The 18204-nt window shown below is 62.0% G+C and carries 14 protein-coding genes and 1 pseudogene; 10 read left to right on the forward strand and 5 right to left on the reverse strand.

Features of this window, described 5'->3' with window-relative positions; translation table 11 throughout:
• Positions 1 to 77 precede the first annotated feature (77 nt).
• A complete protein-coding gene (locus tag CK230_RS30315; RefSeq protein ID WP_245430109.1) occupies positions 78 to 734 on the reverse strand; it encodes an outer membrane protein in 657 nt (218 codons plus the stop codon).
• 498 nt (positions 735 to 1232) lie between these two features.
• On the opposite strand from CK230_RS30315, the gene CK230_RS33895 reads away from it, so the two are divergent.
• Positions 1233 to 1454, forward strand: a complete 222-nt coding sequence (locus tag CK230_RS33895) for a hypothetical protein (RefSeq protein WP_245430110.1) — start codon at positions 1233 to 1235, stop codon at positions 1452 to 1454.
• A 554-nt stretch (positions 1455 to 2008) separates the two neighbouring features.
• Here the strand turns inward: CK230_RS33895 and CK230_RS30325 are convergent.
• Positions 2009 to 3271: a caspase domain-containing protein gene (locus CK230_RS30325; protein WP_095820456.1), complete on the reverse strand. Its 1263-nt coding sequence runs from the start codon at positions 3269 to 3271 to the stop codon at positions 2009 to 2011.
• Between the two features lie 171 nt (positions 3272 to 3442).
• Between CK230_RS30325 and CK230_RS30330 the strand changes: the two genes are divergently transcribed.
• The 8 genes and pseudogenes from CK230_RS30330 (at position 3443) to CK230_RS30365 (ending at position 14859) form a co-directional block, all read left to right on the forward strand.
• Positions 3443 to 5440 (forward strand): adenylate/guanylate cyclase domain-containing protein, encoded by a 1998-nt coding sequence (locus tag CK230_RS30330; RefSeq protein WP_095820457.1) that lies wholly within the window; start codon positions 3443 to 3445, stop codon positions 5438 to 5440.
• Positions 5441 to 5452: 12 nt separating this feature from the next.
• Positions 5453 to 6238: a hypothetical protein gene (locus tag CK230_RS30335; RefSeq protein ID WP_095820458.1), complete on the forward strand. Its 786-nt coding sequence runs from the start codon at positions 5453 to 5455 to the stop codon at positions 6236 to 6238.
• A 259-nt stretch (positions 6239 to 6497) separates the two neighbouring features.
• Positions 6498 to 8105 carry a heparin lyase I family protein gene (locus tag CK230_RS30340; RefSeq protein ID WP_141246154.1) on the forward strand — a complete coding sequence of 536 codons (1608 nt, stop codon included), beginning with the start codon at positions 6498 to 6500 and terminating at the stop codon, positions 8103 to 8105.
• A gap of 211 nt (positions 8106 to 8316) precedes the next feature.
• Positions 8317 to 9360: a LacI family DNA-binding transcriptional regulator gene (locus tag CK230_RS30345; RefSeq protein WP_095820460.1), complete on the forward strand. Its 1044-nt coding sequence runs from the start codon at positions 8317 to 8319 to the stop codon at positions 9358 to 9360.
• A gap of 72 nt (positions 9361 to 9432) precedes the next feature.
• Complete coding sequence (locus CK230_RS30350) at positions 9433 to 10680, forward strand: sugar ABC transporter substrate-binding protein (RefSeq protein WP_095820461.1); 1248 nt, start codon at positions 9433 to 9435, stop codon at positions 10678 to 10680.
• Between the two features lie 393 nt (positions 10681 to 11073).
• Entirely contained in the window at positions 11074 to 11991 is a 918-nt protein-coding gene (locus CK230_RS30355; protein ID WP_095820462.1) for a sugar ABC transporter permease, read from the forward strand.
• The gene (locus CK230_RS30360) at positions 11991 to 12848 is read left to right on the forward strand and encodes a carbohydrate ABC transporter permease (RefSeq protein WP_095820463.1); all 858 of its coding nucleotides are present in this window, start codon (positions 11991 to 11993) and stop codon (positions 12846 to 12848) included. Before CK230_RS30355 ends, CK230_RS30360 begins: the two co-directional genes overlap by 1 nt.
• Positions 12849 to 12866: 18 nt before the next feature.
• A pseudogene (locus CK230_RS30365) lies at positions 12867 to 14859 on the forward strand (glycoside hydrolase family 127 protein).
• A 71-nt stretch (positions 14860 to 14930) separates the two neighbouring features.
• Here the strand turns inward: CK230_RS30365 and CK230_RS30370 are convergent.
• Positions 14931 to 15587 carry a TetR/AcrR family transcriptional regulator gene (locus tag CK230_RS30370; RefSeq protein WP_095820464.1) on the reverse strand — a complete coding sequence of 219 codons (657 nt, stop codon included), beginning with the start codon at positions 15585 to 15587 and terminating at the stop codon, positions 14931 to 14933.
• A gap of 74 nt (positions 15588 to 15661) precedes the next feature.
• On the opposite strand from CK230_RS30370, the gene CK230_RS30375 reads away from it, so the two are divergent.
• A complete protein-coding gene (locus CK230_RS30375; protein WP_095820465.1) occupies positions 15662 to 16192 on the forward strand; it encodes a quercetin 2,3-dioxygenase in 531 nt (176 codons plus the stop codon).
• Between the two features lie 6 nt (positions 16193 to 16198).
• On the opposite strand, the gene CK230_RS30380 is transcribed toward CK230_RS30375, so the two are convergent.
• Both CK230_RS30380 and CK230_RS30385 read right to left on the reverse strand, forming a co-directional pair.
• Positions 16199 to 17008, reverse strand: coding sequence for an endonuclease/exonuclease/phosphatase family protein (locus CK230_RS30380; RefSeq protein WP_095820466.1), 810 nt, complete (start codon positions 17006 to 17008; stop codon positions 16199 to 16201).
• 22 nt (positions 17009 to 17030) lie between these two features.
• Positions 17031 to 18204, reverse strand: a 1174-nt coding sequence (locus tag CK230_RS30385) for a phosphatidylserine/phosphatidylglycerophosphate/cardiolipin synthase family protein (protein WP_095820467.1), incomplete at its 5' end; no start/stop codon positions are given.

Genomic DNA, 18204 nt, shown 5'->3' on the forward strand with positions numbered 1-18204 from the left:
ATCCGCGACTGGTGAACTAACCGCCTTTGAGGGGTCAGTTCACCATGTCGCGGCTTTGTGTCCTGTCCGCTAATAGATCAGAATTTGTAATTCAGACCAACGCGAACGGTGTGGAAGGGGACTTTGACGTCGGCATCTGGCCCTGGCCCAGGGAGATCGAACGTCGCTTTACCCAGGTCTGTGTAAAGATACTCAGACTTGAGCGACCAATTGTTGGTGATGGCGTATTCGGCGCCCGCGCCAACGGTCCAGCCAACCTTGGTCTTCGAAAAGCTAGGCCCGCCGAGCCCGGATATGTCAAGCTTTTCATGACCGTAGGCCAAGCCGCCAGTGCCATAGACTAGAAAGCGATCGACGGGCGTATAGCCAATGCGAGCGCGCACCGTGCCGAACCAATCAACCTTTGTTTCCAGAGAGCCGCCGCCGGTCGATAGCTCGCCCTTGACGTCGGAACCCTGGAAGTCGGCTTCTACGCCGTAGACAAATTGGCCAACCTGCCAGTTGTAACCGGCCTGAATGCCGCCCAGGAAGCCACTCGCGCTGAGGTCGAAGCCACCAGGTCCGCCGTCGGAAGGATCAAGACTAAACGTGCCGAAACCGCCGCCGGCGTTCACGCCGATATATGCGCCGGTCCAGTCAAAGGAGGCAGCAACCGGTGCCTCCTGCAATGCGTCGGCCGCATAGGCGGTGCCGGTGCCAAGGACGAGAACGGTTGCAAGAAGAAGCTGTTTCACGGGATGACCCTTTCGTTGCCAAAAACTGCAAAGCTGGAAGGGCTTAACCGCTGGATTCGGTGCGATGCGCCCACCACAAACCTCTCGGTCTGCTTCGATGCTAGCTCGGATGACGCCCCCCATAAGGGCCTATATACCACCTAAGCGCGAGTAGCCTTGCCGTCGAACCCGGACGGTTGTCAATCTTGCCAGTTGAAAAAGCGAGTATTTCTTCCCGGAGATGCGGGAAAGTCACACATGCTCGGGCGGGCTGGTCACGCAAGTGGCGACGTTGAATCGGTCGTTGGTGGCAGCTTGGAAAGTGTGCCGTGAGATGCTGCGAGAATCCTCGCTCGGTGCTGGAAATCGGGTATGGCACGGGCGCGTTCATCGAAGCCGCCACGACAACGGGGGTCGCCGATTGCGCCGGCTGCAACATCGCCGAGTTCCCGCTGCCCCAGGGGTGTCCGCTTTGTGGATTGGGATGAGGCGCTCGCCAGCTCGTGGGATCTCGTCGCCATGTTCGACGTGCTCGAACACATCCCGGATCTGGGATTCCTAAGCCGCCTCAAGACCCGGCATCTTGCCGTCGCCGTCCCTTATTGCCGCTGGCGTGAGCTCGGCGCCGACGGCGACACCCGGTTCCGAACCTGCCACATGCGCCTGCCCAACGAGCACCTGCACACTTCGACCGCGACTCGCTGGTGGCGCTGCTCGCGCACAACGGCTTCGAATGCGTGACGATGAACGGATTCGAGAACGGGATTAGGTTGCGGCCCGGGGAGGCGGGTCCGAATATGTTGTCGGGGTTTTTTAGGTGGCTATAGCGTTAGCTCTTTCAACTGCCGGCCTCGTGGCATTGGCTTTCCAACGTGGCGCGGGTGCGGACGACGGCCGGCTCCGCATTTTCTACATTCTCTCCATGAAAATCTTCCCTGAACACCCGCTGCCAACGCCAGTCCCTCTAAATTTGCCGGTTCCGTTGTCTCCCTTTATGACGCCAGTGAAGGTGTTCCCGCCTGTTTTCCCTTGATAGACAAAGGTCGCTTTCATATTGACAACGCCGCTGCTGGAAACACTTCCCGTAAATCCCCAACTATTCGATATCTTACCGTCACTTATGAAGACTGATGTTGTAAGTTCTCGCCAAGCGCCGCAGTCCGTTGTAGCCCGTCTGACTAATTTCCATGTGCCATTGAAAGCGCTCAGCCCGCTCGTCTGACGCACGCAATGATCGCCTTGCACCATCATTCCGCCTTCGCAAGCAGGCGGGCAGATACGAGTTTTGACTGCCCTTAGTTTTCCAGAAGTCCCGCTGTCGGTTCCAACGATGCAAGCTTGATGCCTTGTCGACCAGCATAGTCCTGAAGCGCCTTGCGGCTGCCGGCTCCCCATTTTCCGTCAGCCTGGCCTGCAAGGCATCCTATGCGAGAGAGTTCCGTTTGAGTGGAGCGCGCAAGTTCGCTGGGGTCTGGGGTAGGTGCCGATGACTGCGCCGAGGGATCGGGGCGTTCAAGGCTTGCGACTTCCGTTCCCTTGGCATCGTCGGGAGCTTTGGTGGCGTGCTCCGCCTGCGGCAACTGCGCCACCTGCCGTTCCGTTTCGGCGCGCTTGTCGATCGCGCTGATCTTCAATCTCGCAAGGGGTGCAAAGGCGCCGTCCGGAAATTGCTGCAAATACGCCTCGAAAAAGCTCTTGTCGCTCGAGTCCTTGATAGTCGCCCAATATGCAAGTTCGACTGCGTTGTCCGGCGAGGTGGATTGTGGAGCGGGGACAGATACCGCCGTCGGTTCCGTCGCGAGAGGCTTCAGCACAACCTCGCCCGTGAGCGAAGAGTTCTCCCACGGCACTTGCTTGCCCTCCGTCGCAGCCAGCACATCGCGACGCACATCGATAAGCTCACGCGTAATATCCTGCCCCGGCGTGCCGAGGTGAGCGACCAGTGCAGCCGTGAATGGAGAATTCCGCCCTGCTCCGTCCATGGCGACGTTACCCGGTTGCGTTGCGAATGCTATGAGCGTGCCGACTCCGCTGCCAAGCCTGGCCAGACCCCGACTCACGGAGCCGGAGCGCGTCCCCATCGAGCGGGAAAGCTTCTCCGCGAACGGATTGTCCCGGCAGGCATCGAGGAAGATGAGGTTGACCTTGGCGGTGCGCTCCATCGCTGAAAGTACGAGATCCATCGGAAGGGCCTCGAAGTCGAGGTCATTGTAGCCGGATAATTCGGCATCGACCGGCACCATGTAGTTGTTGCCATTCACCTGCAGGCCGTGCCCGGCATACAAGAACAGCGCCATATCGGCACCGTCGAGCTTTTCCAAGAACTCGCGTACCGTGCGACGCATACCCGCGAGGTCGAGGTCCTGGCCGCTGACAACCTCGAAGCCAAGGCTTTGAAGCTTGGCATTCATGTCGGACGAATCGTTCTTCGGATTGGCGAGTTGGACGGCATGCTGGTAGGCCGAATTGCCAATTACCAACGCCACGCGTTTCTCGGCGGCCGCCTGTCCCGAAATAGCAACGAACAATAAAACCAAAAGAACGAAAGCGCTGCGCATGGCAGAAACGGCTCCCCAAAGGAACTGTAGCAGAGGCTAATGGAACCGAAAAGAGCTATAGCTCGGGCTTGCGGCCCGGGTGGCCTGCAGCTCCCAGATCATTGTGGCGGACACCGATTGCCATGCATTCCCATGCAAGGGGCGCAATTTGCTTGATACACCTGAACGGATATGCTGGCAGCGAGTAGCGCTTCCAGTGGCTTGGGGGTCCAATTCGGCGTGCGAACACTTGGCCGGATCGTCAGTGTGCAGCGAGGTGGCATCGCCGCATCGCTCGCCTATCTGGTTCTGCTGAGCGTCTCGACTGCTCTCGTGTCACCGCCGCTGGAGAATATCCTGCGCGACATGATGATGGTCTCGATCTCGCCGTTCACCCATGCTCCACGCGACATCGTTGTGGTCTCGATAACGGAACAGACCCTGGCGAATTTTCGATATCGCTCACCTCCGGACCGTGGCTTCCTGGCGGACATCGTGGCCCGGATCGAGTCGGCCCACCCGCTTGTCATCGGTATCGACCTGTTGTTCGACCAGGCAACAGAGCCGAAAAAGGATGCCCAGCTTGAAACTGTTATCGAAACCGCCAGTGTGCCTGTGGTGATCGCCTCGGCGTCGCGCGCTGATGGCCTTACCCAGAGGCAGTCCGACTATCTCAACGCGTTCGCTCCGTCGGCAAAGCGGGGCCTTGCGGCTTTGTCGCATGACAATCTCGACGGCGTGGTTCGTGGAGCTTTTCCCGGTCGAGAGGTTGAGGGGGGATGGACGCCAAGCTTTGCTGCGGCAATAGCAGCAGAAACCGGCGTTAGCAGCGGCCACTGGCCGGAGGAAATGGTCTACTACCGAACGGCGAACAGCTTGCCCTTCAATTTTCCAACCTATCCGGCACAGGCCGTTCCGTTGGCGCCGCTCAGTTGGTTCGAGGGGAAATATGTTCTTATCGGCGTGGACCTACAGCAAATAGACCATCATCCGACACCGTTCGCGCTGTTGAGCGGCGCGGAAATCGGTGTCCTCCCTGGCGTCGCAATCCACGCCCACTCATTAGCCCGACTCTTGTCCGGGGACACAGTAACGATCTCCTGGCCTGCCTTGGGTTACGCGCCGATGCTTGTTGCCGGGCTGTTCTGCTTGTGGATTGTTTCGCAGCCGATCCCCGTGGTCTTCAAACCTCTCGTGGTCGCCGGTGCGGTGCTGCTGGTGTGGATGGGTGAGGCGTGGGCCTTCGCGAGGTTCGCAATACTCGTGCCGATGATCGCCCCTGCATTGCTGGTGCTCGGTCTGTCGGCATTCGTTGGCTTCCTGGCTTGGAGACGGGACGCGAATGCTCGCCACTTCCTACAGAACGCCTTCTCGAAATACGTCAGTCCGGCCGTCGTTGCAGCGATCGTGAAGGAACCTAACACTCTCCATCTCGGCGGAGAGAGGCGAGAGGTCACCTGTGTATTCACGGATGTCGAGGGATTTACGTCTCTCAGCGAGAAACTCGCGCCAGAGGTCCTCGCAGAGGTATTGAACGAATATCTGCACGGGCTCTGCGAGTTGTTCATTGAGCATGGTGCAACCATCGACAAGGTCATCGGCGATGCAGTGGTCGGCTTCTTCGGGGCCCCGGTAGCGCAAAATGATCAGGCGGAGCGGGCGGTGTCCCTGGCGCTGGCTGTACAGGACCTGGCGCAGCGGCTGCGAGAAGCATTGGCGGGACGAGGCCATTCGTTCGGCGCGACCCGCGTCGGTATTCATGGCGGGCCGGCAATCGTCGGCAACTTCGGGGGAAATCGGTTCTTCAACTACACAGCTATTGGAGACACGGTAAACACTGCCGCCAGACTGGAGAGCGCAAATAAGTACATCGGCACGAAAAATTGCATAAGCGCCGAAGTCGCAAAGCAAACAGCGCGGTTCTTACTGCGCCCCGTGGGAATTTTGTGCCTCAAGGGCAAGAGCCAAGGCATCGAGGCCTTCGAAGCAATGAGCCGTACGTCGGAAAATATTTTACTTTGCGAGGAATATGGAAAGGCGTACGCCTTGCTTGCCACCGACGATAAGCTAGCGACAGCGGCATTCGAGCTGTTGGTCACAAAATATCCGCAAGACGCTCTGATCGCTTTTCACCATGGCCGCCTTGCAAGTGGACACTTCCGGGCAGACATTCATCTTGCCGACAAATAGGGCCATCATGACATGAGCCTCATGCGTCCGATCGCCCAAATCGCCTGTCTGGCCCTTGCCGCGGCCGTTCTTATCACGGCGCAAGGCGCGGTGGCCGGCAGCCAGTATGTGATCCTGTCAACTGAGCCGGTGGTGGATGAACTGCCGCCAGGCAAGATCTTTGTGCCAAGTGACGTCATCAACGTGCCGGCTGGTGCGGTCGTCACCTTGCTCGGTGAGGACGGCAGCGTGAATCCCATTTCAGGTCCCGCAGCTTTGGTGGTCACTGAGGATGCCCTGACATCCGACAGTCCGCAGCGGGCCGGCGACGGTCAGGCAGGACCTTCGAGCCTGGTCCTAATAGCGAGCCTTCTAACGAACGAGCGCCGGAGGACCGAGTCCATCGGGAGCGCACGCACCACAGCCGATCAGTCCAAACCGAGTGGACTTGACGATCCCTGGGCGATTTCCATCGAAGAATCCGCTCCCGGCTGCATCCGCAATGGCGAAGTGGTTCTGGCGCGTCGCGGGATCGGTGAGAGCGCGGTGTTCTCGGTTCGCATTGGCAGTGGACAGTCGTTTAACGGCCTGGTCTGGAGCGCCGGCAAGCCCACTTACTCTCTTCCTCACCCTGTTCCCGCCGACGTAAAATCCTTCATCGTCGAGACCAGCAAGACATCGGTTTTGATCGAAATAAAAGCGCTTCCGGAAAACGCCGTTCTCGAAAATCCGCTGGAAGTTCTTGGATGGATGGTGAGCAGCGGTTGCAAACGCCAAGCGTTGGCTTTTGTGCGTCAACTTGTGACGAAACAGCAATAGATTGCCGGCCGGGAGCGGCGCCGCGAATAACGGAGCGACTGGCTGACGGCGCAGCGGCGCCATTCTCACGGCCGTCATCCCAAGTATCAGATAGACCGCAAGGCCTTGGATTTCCATGGTCTGTCTGTGCGCTGGCGATGATCCGAGCTTGTCGATTTCTGCACAAGGACAGATTATCAGGCGAACAAAGGGCGTCATCGGCCGATGTCTAATTCAACAATGAGGCCCGGACGCGTTGGAAAGTCGAGAGGAGGGTGCCATGCTCCATCCGCGTTTCAGCGTTATTGTTGCCTTGGCTGTGACTGCGGCTTTAATCTACGCTACGGGCCGACTGGAGGCGGCCGAAGAAACCGGCTTCGATCCCCTCGTAGTTGACGAGTTGAGTGCTCCCCACTCCGTTGCGATCATCGATGACCGGACCGGGGAAGCGCCGACCTCCAAGCTTTATTCATTTCGGATCCCCTCAGGTTACTGCAATCCACAGCGCTATGAGCCGCATGCTCGAGCTAACGATTGTGATGAGCAGTCGGTGCGGTCGCAGGTTCGCGAAAACGTCTTTGCGACCAAAAAGAACGGCAACGGGCAGCCGAAACAGAGCTGGTACGGGTTCGCTGTCTACTTACCACAAGACTTTCCATATGGCGTGAGACAAGCTGACGGTTACATGCAATTATTCTATTTTCACAACAAACAATGCCAGCACATTTCACTCGCAAATTTCGCCGGCAAAGATGACTCCCTCTACCTTGCATTCAGTAACGCGCTCGGAAACTACAGCTGCACGCCCGGTCCGCGCCTCAAAGTCGCTGATTTCAAGAACCTCGTCGGCAAGTGGAGCCGCTTCGAGCTGTTTATCAAATGGGCGAACGACAGCTCCGGTCGGGTTAAGATATACCTTGATGGTAAACTGGTGACCGAGTGGCGTGGGCCGACGTTCACCCCCGGACTCGAGCGGATCAACTACGCCAAGTTTGGCATCTATCTTTGTTGCACCCAATCGGTCGCTCAGGTCAGAAGCGCGTCGTTATACTTCGCGGCGGTGAGACGGGCTGAAACTCGCGACGGCCTCTATACTCAAGGCGACGCCGTCGCGCTCAAGTCGCTGCAAGTGACCCTCAATGCTTTGGGTTGTGAAGTCGGAAAGCCGGACGGGCATCCTAGCGAGCGTATCCGCGAAATGGCGCTCAGTTGCCGCAAGTTCCCGGCGGATGTCGCACCTCGGGACCTGAGCGCCGCGACGGTGCGGTCCTTCCTCGCCCTCTACTCGGACCCCGCAGCCGCTGTTTTGGAGAGAGGAACATTTGTCGAGCCGCCACCCGAGGTGGCGCCCGTCTCGAACGTGCCAAATGATGTCGCGTCACCGTCTGGTCTGCTGGTGCCCGTGTTCAAGGTACATGCGTATGAGGGACAGACGCAAAAAGGAGGCAGCAACTCGACCTATGTCACGGACCTCGACGTCAAGATCGACAAATCCGGCGGCACGCCGAATTTCTCCCTGGCTGTTGTGGTTCATTCAAATGTTCCTGAGAACATCGATAGACTGGAGATGTTCCTGAACGCACCCACGAGATCAGCCGGCAAGATCGCAGCTTGCGCCGTGGGCAGTATTAAGTATCCCGACGGCACCGATCATGTCGCCTTCAAGTTTGACAAGTCCGGCGACACATGGATGGTCGACAACGCTTCATGTCTGATCGCGGCGCTACCTAAGAATGAAGCTGCGGTCGTGCGCTTCGTCGCCGAGCACTTCTCGGACATTGCGGTAGGCATGGTTGCCGATGGTAGTGTCAACCTTCTGACGTTCGATGTCATGCGCAATCTTGTCAGCAGGGTCGCCACAGGCGAACTGAAGATCGCAGGGCGATAGCCTTCGCCACCAGAACTCTTCGCTGTCTGATTGGGCGAACAGGAACCGCCTGTGGCAGTCAACCCCTCTTGCCAACCTCCCGACCTTCACATACTCTCGGCCCTGAGAAAACCTTTTCCCAATCCGCCCCGCGCCCGCTGACCTCACCAGTCATCGCCGCGCAGGGCGATAAGAGAAAACGTTTTCCCAGCTTAGGAATTTGCCGCGTATCATGTCGCCCGACGCCTCGCCAGTTTCCGTCAACACGCCGGTCACTCTCCGCGAGGTGGCGGCGGCCGCCGGCGTCAGCGTGGCGACGGCGTCGAAAGCACTGAACGGGCAGGGGCGGATGACCGCCGAGACGCGCGAGCGCATCCGCGAGACGGCCAGGCATCTCGGCTTCCGGCCGAACAGCCTGGCGCAGAGTCTGCTCAGAAAACGTTCCTTCACCGTCGGCCTGCTCACCAACGATACCTATGGCCGCTTCTCGCTGCCGCTGATGGCCGGTGTCTCGGATGCGCTGGTCGACAAGGGCGTGTCGGTGTTCCTGTGCAATGTCGAGGACGACACCCGTCTCGGCCAACTGCATGTCGAGGCCATGCTCGACAAGCGCGTCGACGGCATCATCGCCACCGGAAAGCGCATCGACCGCCATCTGCCGGTCGATCTCTCTAACCTGCGCATTCCGGTCATCTACGCCTTCACCCAGCCCGATGCCGGCGCGGTCGGCCTCGTCTCCGACGACGCCGGCGGCGCGCGGCTGGCGGTGGAGCATTTTCTGCGGCTCGGCCGCCGGCGCATCGCCCATGTCAGCGGCCCGGCGAGTTTTGCTGTGGTGCACGCGCGCGCCGAAGCTTATCGCGATGTCCTGAAGGAGAACGGCCTCGCCGTGAGCGAGCCGCTGCTCGGCGCCTGGTCGGAAGCGTGGGGGCACGAGGCGGTCGAAAAACTGTTCGGCAGCGCGGGCAGGGAAGGCTGGCCCGACGCCATCTTCTGTGGCAACGACCAGATCGCCCGCGGCGTCATCGATGCGCTGCGCGAGCGCGGCATTCGCGTGCCCGACGATGTCGGCGTCATCGGCTTCGACAATTGGGAGATCGTGGCCGAGGCGACGCGCCCGCCGCTCACCTCCGTCGACATGAATCTTTCGACGCTCGGCCGCGAGGCCGGCCTTGCCCTGCTTTCGCTCGTCGATGGCCAGCCAGCCGCGCCGGGCATCAGGAAACTGCCGTGCCGGCTGGTGGTGCGTCAGTCATGCGGAAGTCCGCCGGAATGAAGCAAGGCCACGCGCCCGCATCCGCCGGGCGGCGTGGCCGAAACTGGGAGGAAAACCATGAGGAGGAGTAACGTGAAGACCATGCTTGCCAAGCTGATGCTTGCCGCGGCCGTCATCGGCGGCGGCCTGCAGGCGGCGTCCGCCGAGACCGCCAACATCTGGGTGCGCGCCGACGGCTCGAACTTCATGCCGCGCATCGTCGACGCCTTCAACAAGGCGAACAAGGACCAGATCAAGCTCGACATCATCCCCAATGCCGAGATCATTCCGAAATATGGCGCCGCCGCCGCCGGCGGCACGGCGCCCGACGCGCTCTCGCTCGACCTGATCTACACGCCGTCCTTCGCCGCCGCCGGCCAGCTGGAAGACATTACCGACTGGGCGAAATCCTTGCCCTATTTTTCCAGCCTGTCGCCGGCGCATGTGAAGACGGGCACCTACAAGGACCGCATCTATGGCCTGCCGTTCTCGGCCGACGCCTCGGTGCTGATCTGGAACAAGAAGCTGTTCAAGCAGGCGGGGCTGGACCCTGAGAAGGGTCCCACCAACTGGGCCGAGATCGAGGCCGACGCCGAGAAGGTCAACGCGCTCGGCGGCGACATCAAGGGCTTCTATTTCTCCGGCAATTGCGGTGGCTGCAACATCTTCACCTTCACGCCGCTGATCTGGGCCTCGGGCGGCGACATCCTGTCGGAGGACGGCTCGAAGGCGACGCTCGACAGTCCGCAGCTGCGCGGCGCGATCGACCTCTACCGCTCGATGATCAAGAAGGGGCTGGTGCCGGCAGGCGCCGAGACGGATGTCGGCCACGATTTCTTTGCCGCCTTTGCGACGGGCAAGATCGGCCTCTCGCCCTCCGGTGCCTTCGCCATCGGCGCGCTCAACACGCAATACCCCGACATCGATTACGGCATCACCTTCCTGCCGGGCAAGGATGATGGCTGGTCTTCCTTTGCCGGCGGCGACAATTTCGTCGTCACCAAGGGCACAAAGAAGATCGCCGTGGTGAAGGAGTTTCTGGACTTCGCTTATTCGCTGGAGGGCCAGACCATCCTTGCCAAATATGGCAGCCTGCCGGTGCGCAACGACATCGCCAAGGACGCGCTGAAGGACCTCGACCCGCGCTACCAGGTGGCGGCCGAGGCGATGGCCAAGGGCAGGACGCCCTATTCGGTGGTGTTCAACGACCTGATCAACTCCGCCAACGGCCCGTGGACGCAGATGATCAACGAGGTGTTCTTCGGCGACGACGTCGACGGCGCCATCGCCAATGCGCAGGAGACCATGCAGTCGATCATCGACCAGGCGCCCAACAAGTAAGCGCCTGCTTAACCTCCCCCTTGAGGGGAGGTCGGACCGCAGGTCCGGGTGGGGTCGCCCGCGAAGCGCTCGACGCTATCTCCCCGTCGAGTGCGTCGCGGAGGACCCCACCCCCGGCCTGCGGCCGGACCCTCCCCTCAAGGGGGAGGGGGACGCCGCCAACAGCAGGACTATCGCGTTGAGAAAAATCACTCTCATTAGCATCGCCGATTTGAGGCGTCGGAAGGTTCGCGCCCCCCTTCTCCCCTTGTGGGAGAAGGTGTCGCCGAAGGCGACGGATGAGGGGTGTTCCAGCGGAGTGAGACGCTGGCGTTCCCTGGAACACCCCTCATCCGTCTCGGCGCTGCGCGCCGATCCACCTTCTCCCACAAGGGGAGAAGGGGGAGCGCGACCATGACCGCCATCGCCGCCTCCGCGCCCGCCCGCTCACGCAGCAGCGCCAGCCTGCGGCAATGGGTCGGCCTGCTCTATGTCCTGCCGGCGGTCGCGTTGGTCACTGTGTTCTTCGTCATCCCGCTCGGCATGACCGCCTGGATGTCGCTGCACAACTGGCCGCTGATGGGTGAGCATTCCTTCATCGGCCTCGACAATTACTTTGCTATCCTGCGCGACACGCGCTTCTGGAACGCGCTGAAATTCACCTTCTACTACACGGTGATCGTCACCATCGCGATCTTCGCCGTCGCCTTCCCGCTGGCGATCTTCATCGAGCGGCCTCGCCCGCTCACCAACCTCTACCGCACCGCCTTCTTCATGCCGGCGGTGGTCGGCTTCGCTTCGGCGAGCCTGCTGTGGTCGTGGTTGCTCAACGTCGATTCCGGCCTGTTCAGCCCCGCCGCCTACGACCTCGGCCTGATCGCGAAGAAAGTCAATCTTCTCGCCACCTTCCAGCCGGCCTTCTGGTCGATCATCGCCATGGTGGTCTGGAAGGTCGCTGGCTTCACCATGATCATCCTGATGACCGGCCTGCAGTCGATCCCGCAGGATTTGCAGGAGGCAGCCGTCATCGACGGAGCAGGGCCGCTTGCCCGCTTCAGGGCGATCACCTTGCCGCTGATGCGCCGCACGCTGGCGCTGGCGCTGATCCTGTCGGTGGCGGGCTCGATCCTCGCGTTCGACCAGTTCTACATCATCTTGCGCGGCGGCCCGCGCAACCAGACGCTGACGGCGGTCTACTGGATCTTCAACCAGTCCTTCGTCTCGTTCAAGCTCGGCTATGGCGCGGCGCTCTCCATGGTGCTCTTGGCCATCCTGGTGGCGCTCAGCCTCGTCCAGCTCTGGCTGCTGCGCAAGCCCGCGGGGCTCGACTGATGGCCGAGGCGATGTCGCGCAACCGCAAAGTCGGCTTCACCCTGGCCAGGCATTCGACCGGCATCATCGCCTCGGTGCTGTTCCTGGCGCCGATCGTGTGGACCGTGCTCTCCACCTTCAAGCCGGCGCAGGAGGCGCGCCAGCCGCCGCTGCCGCCATGGCCGACCACCGGCTTCTCGATCGAGAATTACCAGACGCTGAACTCCTTCGGCGACGGGCTCTGGGTCTCGGCGCAGAACAGCATCTATGTCTCGGTGATGACGGTGCTGCTTTCGGTGCTGGTCAGCGTGCTCGCCGGCTACGGCTTCTCGCGCTTCCGCTTTCCGTTCCGGGATTTCTTCTTCGTCCTCATCCTGTCGACGATCATGATCCCGTTCCAGTCGATCCTGACGCCGATCTTCCTGGTGCTGACGAAACTCGGCCTGCACAACACGCTGACCGGACTGGTCTGCGTCTATGTCACGCTGCAGCTGCCCTTCTCGATCTTCATGATGCGCAACGCCTTCGACGCCGTGCCGCGCGAGATCGAGGAGGCCGCGCGCATGGACGGCGCCAACAATGTCACCATGCTGATCAAGGTGATGCTGCCCTTGGTCTGGCCGGGTGTCGTCACCATCGCGTTGTTCGCCTTCCTCGGCGCCTGGAACGAGTTCCTGGCCGCGCTCGTGCTGATGACCGACCAGTCGAAATTCACCCTGCCGGTGATGATGACCGCACTGCAATCCGGCCGCTTCGGCGCCATCGACTGGGGCGCGGTGCAGGCCGGCGTCACGGTGATGATGGTGCCCTGCCTGATCCTGTTTTTGGCGCTGCAGCGCTTCTACATCCGCGGCCTCATGGCCGGGGCCGTCAAGTAATACGAATGGAGTGAAATCATGACCGCATCGCAGCCCGCAAATGAGACCGGCACCTCCGCCAAGCCGAAGCTCGCCTTCCGGTCGTTGCCGGTGCCGCAGGTCGATGTCCGCGGCTTCTGGGGCGACCGTGTCGATGCGGTTGCCGCCAGGACGGCCGGCATCCTCTACGACCGCTGCGTCGAGGCGCGCATGCTGGAGCAGATCGATCCGGACCGGCCGTCGCCGGGCGTCGTCATCCCGTTCCATTCGCCGTCGCCCGACGAGGCCGGCGGGCAGGGCGCCGAGTTCACCGGCTCAATGGTGACGACGCAGATGTTCTGGGATTCCGACTGGGGCAAGACGATCGAGACCGCCGCCTATTCGCTCTACCGCCGCCGCAACCCGGAACTGGAGCAGAGGATCGACGCCGTCATCGACATGTATGAAAAACTGCAGCAGGAGGACGGCTATCTCTCCAGCTGGTACCAGCGCATCCAGCCCGGCCTGCGCTGGACAAACCTGCGCGACTGCCACGAGCTCTACTGCGCCGGCCACCTGATCGAAGGCGCGGTCGCCTATTTTCAGGCTACGGGAAAACGCAAGCTGCTCGACATCATGTGCCGCTACGCCGATCACATCGCCTCGATGTTCGGCCCGGAGCCTGGCAAGAAAAAGGGGTACTGCGGCCATGAGGAGATCGAACTGGCGCTGGTCAAGCTGGCGCGAGCGACCGGCGAGAAGAAATACATGGAGCTCGCGAAGTACTTCATCGACCAGCGCGGCCTTGAGCCGCATTACTTCGACGAGGAGGCGCGCGCCCGCGGCGCCGATCCGAAGGCCTATCACTTCAAGACCTACGAGTATAACCAGTCGCACAAGCCGGTGCGCGAGCAGGACAAGGTCGTCGGCCACGCCGTGCGCGCGATGTATCTCTATTCCGGCATGGCCGACATCGCGACCGAATATGGCGACGACACGCTGCGGGTCGCGCTCGACCGGCTCTGGGACGATCTCATGACCAAGAGCCTCTATGTCACCGGCGGCCTCGGGCCGTCGGCGCACAATGAAGGTTTCACCAGCGACTACGACCTGCCCAACGAAACCGCCTATGCCGAGACCTGCGCTTCGGTCGGCCTGGTGTTCTGGGCGAGCCGCATGTTGGGCATGGGTCCGAACGCCCGCTATGCCGACATGATGGAGCGGGCCTTGTACAACGGCTCGAATCTCCGGCCTGTCGCTCGACGGCTCGCTGTTCTTCTACGAGAACCCGCTGGAGAGCCGGGGAGGGCACCACCGCTGGAAATGGCACCGCTGCCCCTGCTGCCCGCCCAATATCGGCCGCATGGTGGCCTCGATCGGCAGCTATTTCTACGGCCTCGCCGACGATGCGCTGGCCGTGCATCTCTATGGCGACTCGACAGCCCGCTTCGAGATCGCCGGCCGCGAGGTCACTCTGGTCCAGACCAGCAACTATCCCTGGGACGGCGCGGTCGCGATCGAGGTCGGGCCGGAGGCGCCGGTCCAGTTCACGCTTCACCTGCGCGTGCCAACCTGGTGCCGCAAGGCCGCGCTTCGCGTCAACGGCAAGCTGGTCGATCTCGATGCGGCCACGGTCGACGGCTATGCCGCGATCCGGCGCGAATGGCGGCAGGGCGACAAGGTCGAGCTCGACCTCGAAATGTCGATGGCGCGCCTGTTCGCCAACCCGCAGGTGCGCCAGGACATCGGCCGTGTCGCACTTGCGCGCGGCCCGCTGATCTACTGCGTCGAGGAAACCGACAATGGCGGCGGGCTGCACCGCATCGCCCTGCCGCGTGAGGCCAGGTTGGAGGCGCACAAGGAGCCGAACCTGCTCGGCGGCGTCGTCACCCTTTCGGCCATCGGCAGCCGGGCCGAGACGGAAAACTGGGGCGCCGATCTCTATCGTCCCGAACCGCCGGCGACTGAGGAAATGACACTCAAGGCGGTTCCCTATTTCGCCTGGGACAACCGCGATCCCGGCGAGATGCTGGTCTGGCTGAGGGAAGGGTAGGCTTTTATCGCGGAACTTGAGATGCTGGCGGGACAGCGCCTCCTCTGTCCTGCCGGACACGCAACGGAACGCTACTTTGCCAGCTTGTCCTTTTTCTTTCGCCTCCCTGATCCCGGAGCGCCAGTCTTTTGCTCCTCCTCCAGCGCCGCCTTCACCAGCGTGTTGGCCGCCCACACCGACAGGTCTTCGCCCTCGGTCGCGCTGAGGCCGCAGATATCGCGCTGGACGATGAGCGCTTCCCAGCCGATCACCATGGCTAGCGCGCGGACGAGCCGGTTCCAGCGGTCCGGTTCCAGCCGGTCGCGCAATGGCGACAACGCCTGTTCGATCCATTCGATCCGCCGGTAGCCGCGACGCGGCACGCCCTGCTCGGCCGGCGCGCCGTCTACGGTCAGGCGGATCAGCGAACGCCCGAGGCGCTCGACCTCGGGACTGACATGATGCAGCGCACGGACCAGGCGCGCCACGCGCGCTTCGCCATTGTCGGTCGACTGTTCGATGGCATGATCGACCGAGGCCTGGCTGAGCGCGCCGACGGTCGCATCGAGCAGTAACTGATCGAAGCTCGGAAAGTAGAGGTAGACGGTTCGTCGCGAGACGTCGGCCGCGGCGGCCACGTCGTTGACGGTCAGCGTCTCGCCACGGGCGAGCAGCGCGATCGCCGCGTCGACGATCGCCTTGCGGGTGCGCCGTTTCTGCGCGGTGCGAGGGTGTGGATTGACATTCATGCGAGCTAAGTATACCGGAGTGCATTAATTGCACAAGAGTGCAATATAGGCATCAGACACGTAAGGGGGCTTTAATGACGAACTCCAGCCTTACCGCCGATGACGCACGGTTCCTGGGCCCGGGTGAGGGGGAAGCAATCTGGTTTCTGAGGAACCGCATGACGGTGAAGGCCACCGAGGCCAGCACCGGAGGCGGCTTCGGCCTACTGGAATCCCTTATCGCGCCAGGCTTCTCGCCGCCGCTGCATGTCCATCGCCGCGAGGACGAGTCCTTCTACGTGCTCGAAGGGGAAATGACGATGAAATGCGGCGATCGCACCTTCCGGGCCACCGCTGGCTCGTTCGTGTTCCTGCCACGAAACGTTCCCCACACATTCGTGGTCGAGGGAGACAAGCCGGCGCGGATGCTGACGCTGCTGACCCCAGGTGGCGGCGAGGGCGTTTTCATAGACGGTGGACGTCCGGCGGAGGGAGAGGGACTGCCTCCGGAGTCGCCGCCGGATATCGAAGCCCTGAAGCGTGTCAGCGCCCGCTATGAGGCCGAGATCATCGGGCCGCCAATGGCGCCGACGGCCCGGCCTCCGGTAAGTCGTGCCACGGCCTAATTTTCGCTACAGATGCACGAAAGCCGTCAGCGGCAAGTGGTCGGAAGCAACGCGCGACAGCGGCGTGTCATGCGCCTCGACGTTCGAAACCAGATCGTGCCGGTTGCCCAGGATGCGGTCGAGCGCCAGCACCGGCAAGCCCGACGGAAACGTGGGCACCGCCGGCGGCGTCGGGCCGAAGGTCGTGTGCAGCGTGTTCAGCGCCGAGCGGTTGCCGAGCCGCCATTCGTTGAGGTCGCCTAGCAGCAGCGTCGGCCTTTCATCGGCGCTGCTCATGATGTCGAGGACGACGCGGGCCTGTTCGGAGCGAGAGCGGCGCAACAGGCCGAGATGGGCGGCAATGACACGCAGGCTGCGTTTCTCGTCGAGATCGATCTCGGCGACCAGCGCGCCGCGCGGCTCAAGCCCCGGCAGCTTGAGCTGGTGGACGTCGCGCACGGTGCCGCGCTTGAACAGGAGCACATTGCCGCGCCAGCCATGCCCCTTGCCGTTGCCTGAGACCGGCACCGGCACCAGCCCGGTATCGTGTTCGAGGCGGTTGAGGTCAAGCAGCCCGGCGCGGTCGCCAAAACGGTTGTCGGCTTCCTGCAGGGCGATCACGTCGGGGCTGATCTCGCGGATGACGCGGGCCGTCCTGTCAGGGTCGAACCTGCGGTCCGTGCCGATGCATTTGTGGACGTTGTAGGAGGCAACGACGATCTCGGCGCCGTTGATGCGCTTGCGCGGCGTCGCCTTCGCCTTGCGCGCGTTCCTGGCGCGGATCGACAGGAGCACGGTCTCCGGGAGGCTGCGTCCTTTTATGTCGTTTGTCTCCATAGTCCCGATGCTCGTTTCCGTTCTAAAGATAGGGTGATCCCAGCCACAGCAAACGGTCGAAGACGCGGATTACGAATGGCCTTGCCTTCAGCGTCTCCAGCGTCACCGGCTGGGCGCTTGAGATGGCTGCTGCAATACGGGCGTCGATCTCGGCGGCGAAGTTCTGGTCCAGCACTTCCATGTCGATCTCGAAATTCAGCCTGAGCGAGCGTGCATCCAGGTTGGAAGAGCCGACATAGGCCCACACGCCGTCAATGGCCATCAGCTTGGAATGGTCGAATGAGCCCTCGTGGCGCCAGACCCGGCAATAATGCTTCAGCACCTGGTCGAATTGCGCCGTCATCGCATGGTCGACGAGGAAGAGGTTGTTCACCGCCGGCACCACGATGTCGATTTCGACGCCGCGGCGGCCGGCCGTGGTCAATGCGCTGATGAACTCCCGGTCCGGCAGGAAATAGGGCGACATGATGCGGATCGATTTGCGGGCGACCGAGAATGCGCCCATCAGCAGCTTCAGGTTGGTTTCGTTGGAAGCGTCCGGCCCGCTCGCCACCGCGCGCACCAGCACCGGCTGCCCGGCCGGCGGCGCGGCGCGCTGGACCTGCCACGGGGCATCCTTCAGTGCCTCGTTGCCGGCAAAGCGCCAGTCCTCGGCCGCAACCGAGAACAGGTCGGCCACAACCGGCCCGGTGACCTCGAAATGCGTATCCCGCGAACTTTCGGAACCGGCGAATTCGGCGGAGAATCCCTTGCGGATGTTCATGCCTCCCGTGAACGCCACCGCGCCGTCGACGATCAGGATCTTCCTGTGGGTCCTCAGATTGGCATAGGGAAGCCTCAGGCCCATGACGATGTTGCCGTTGAAGAGGTCGACGGTGACGTCGTCCTCCCTGAGTTGTTTCAGGATGCTCGGCACCGAATAGCGCACGCCGACGGCGTCGATCAGCACGCGCACGGTGACGCCGCGCTTGACGGCGTTGCCGAGCGACTGAACGAAAAGCGCCCCGACCGCGTCGTTGTCGAAAATATAGGTTTCCAGAAGGACGCTTTTTTGCGCGGCGTCGATGGCCCGGCACATCGCCGTATAGGCCTCGTCGCCGGTCTTGAGCACGGCGATGGTGTTTCCGGAGGTGAGCGGTCGCCGCGCCACCCTGTCGCCAAGCGTCTTCAGCCCGGTGAAGCGCTGGCCGAATTCG

This window comes from Mesorhizobium sp. WSM3859 (assembly GCF_002295065.1).
Taxonomy (GTDB): domain Bacteria; phylum Pseudomonadota; class Alphaproteobacteria; order Rhizobiales; family Rhizobiaceae; genus Mesorhizobium.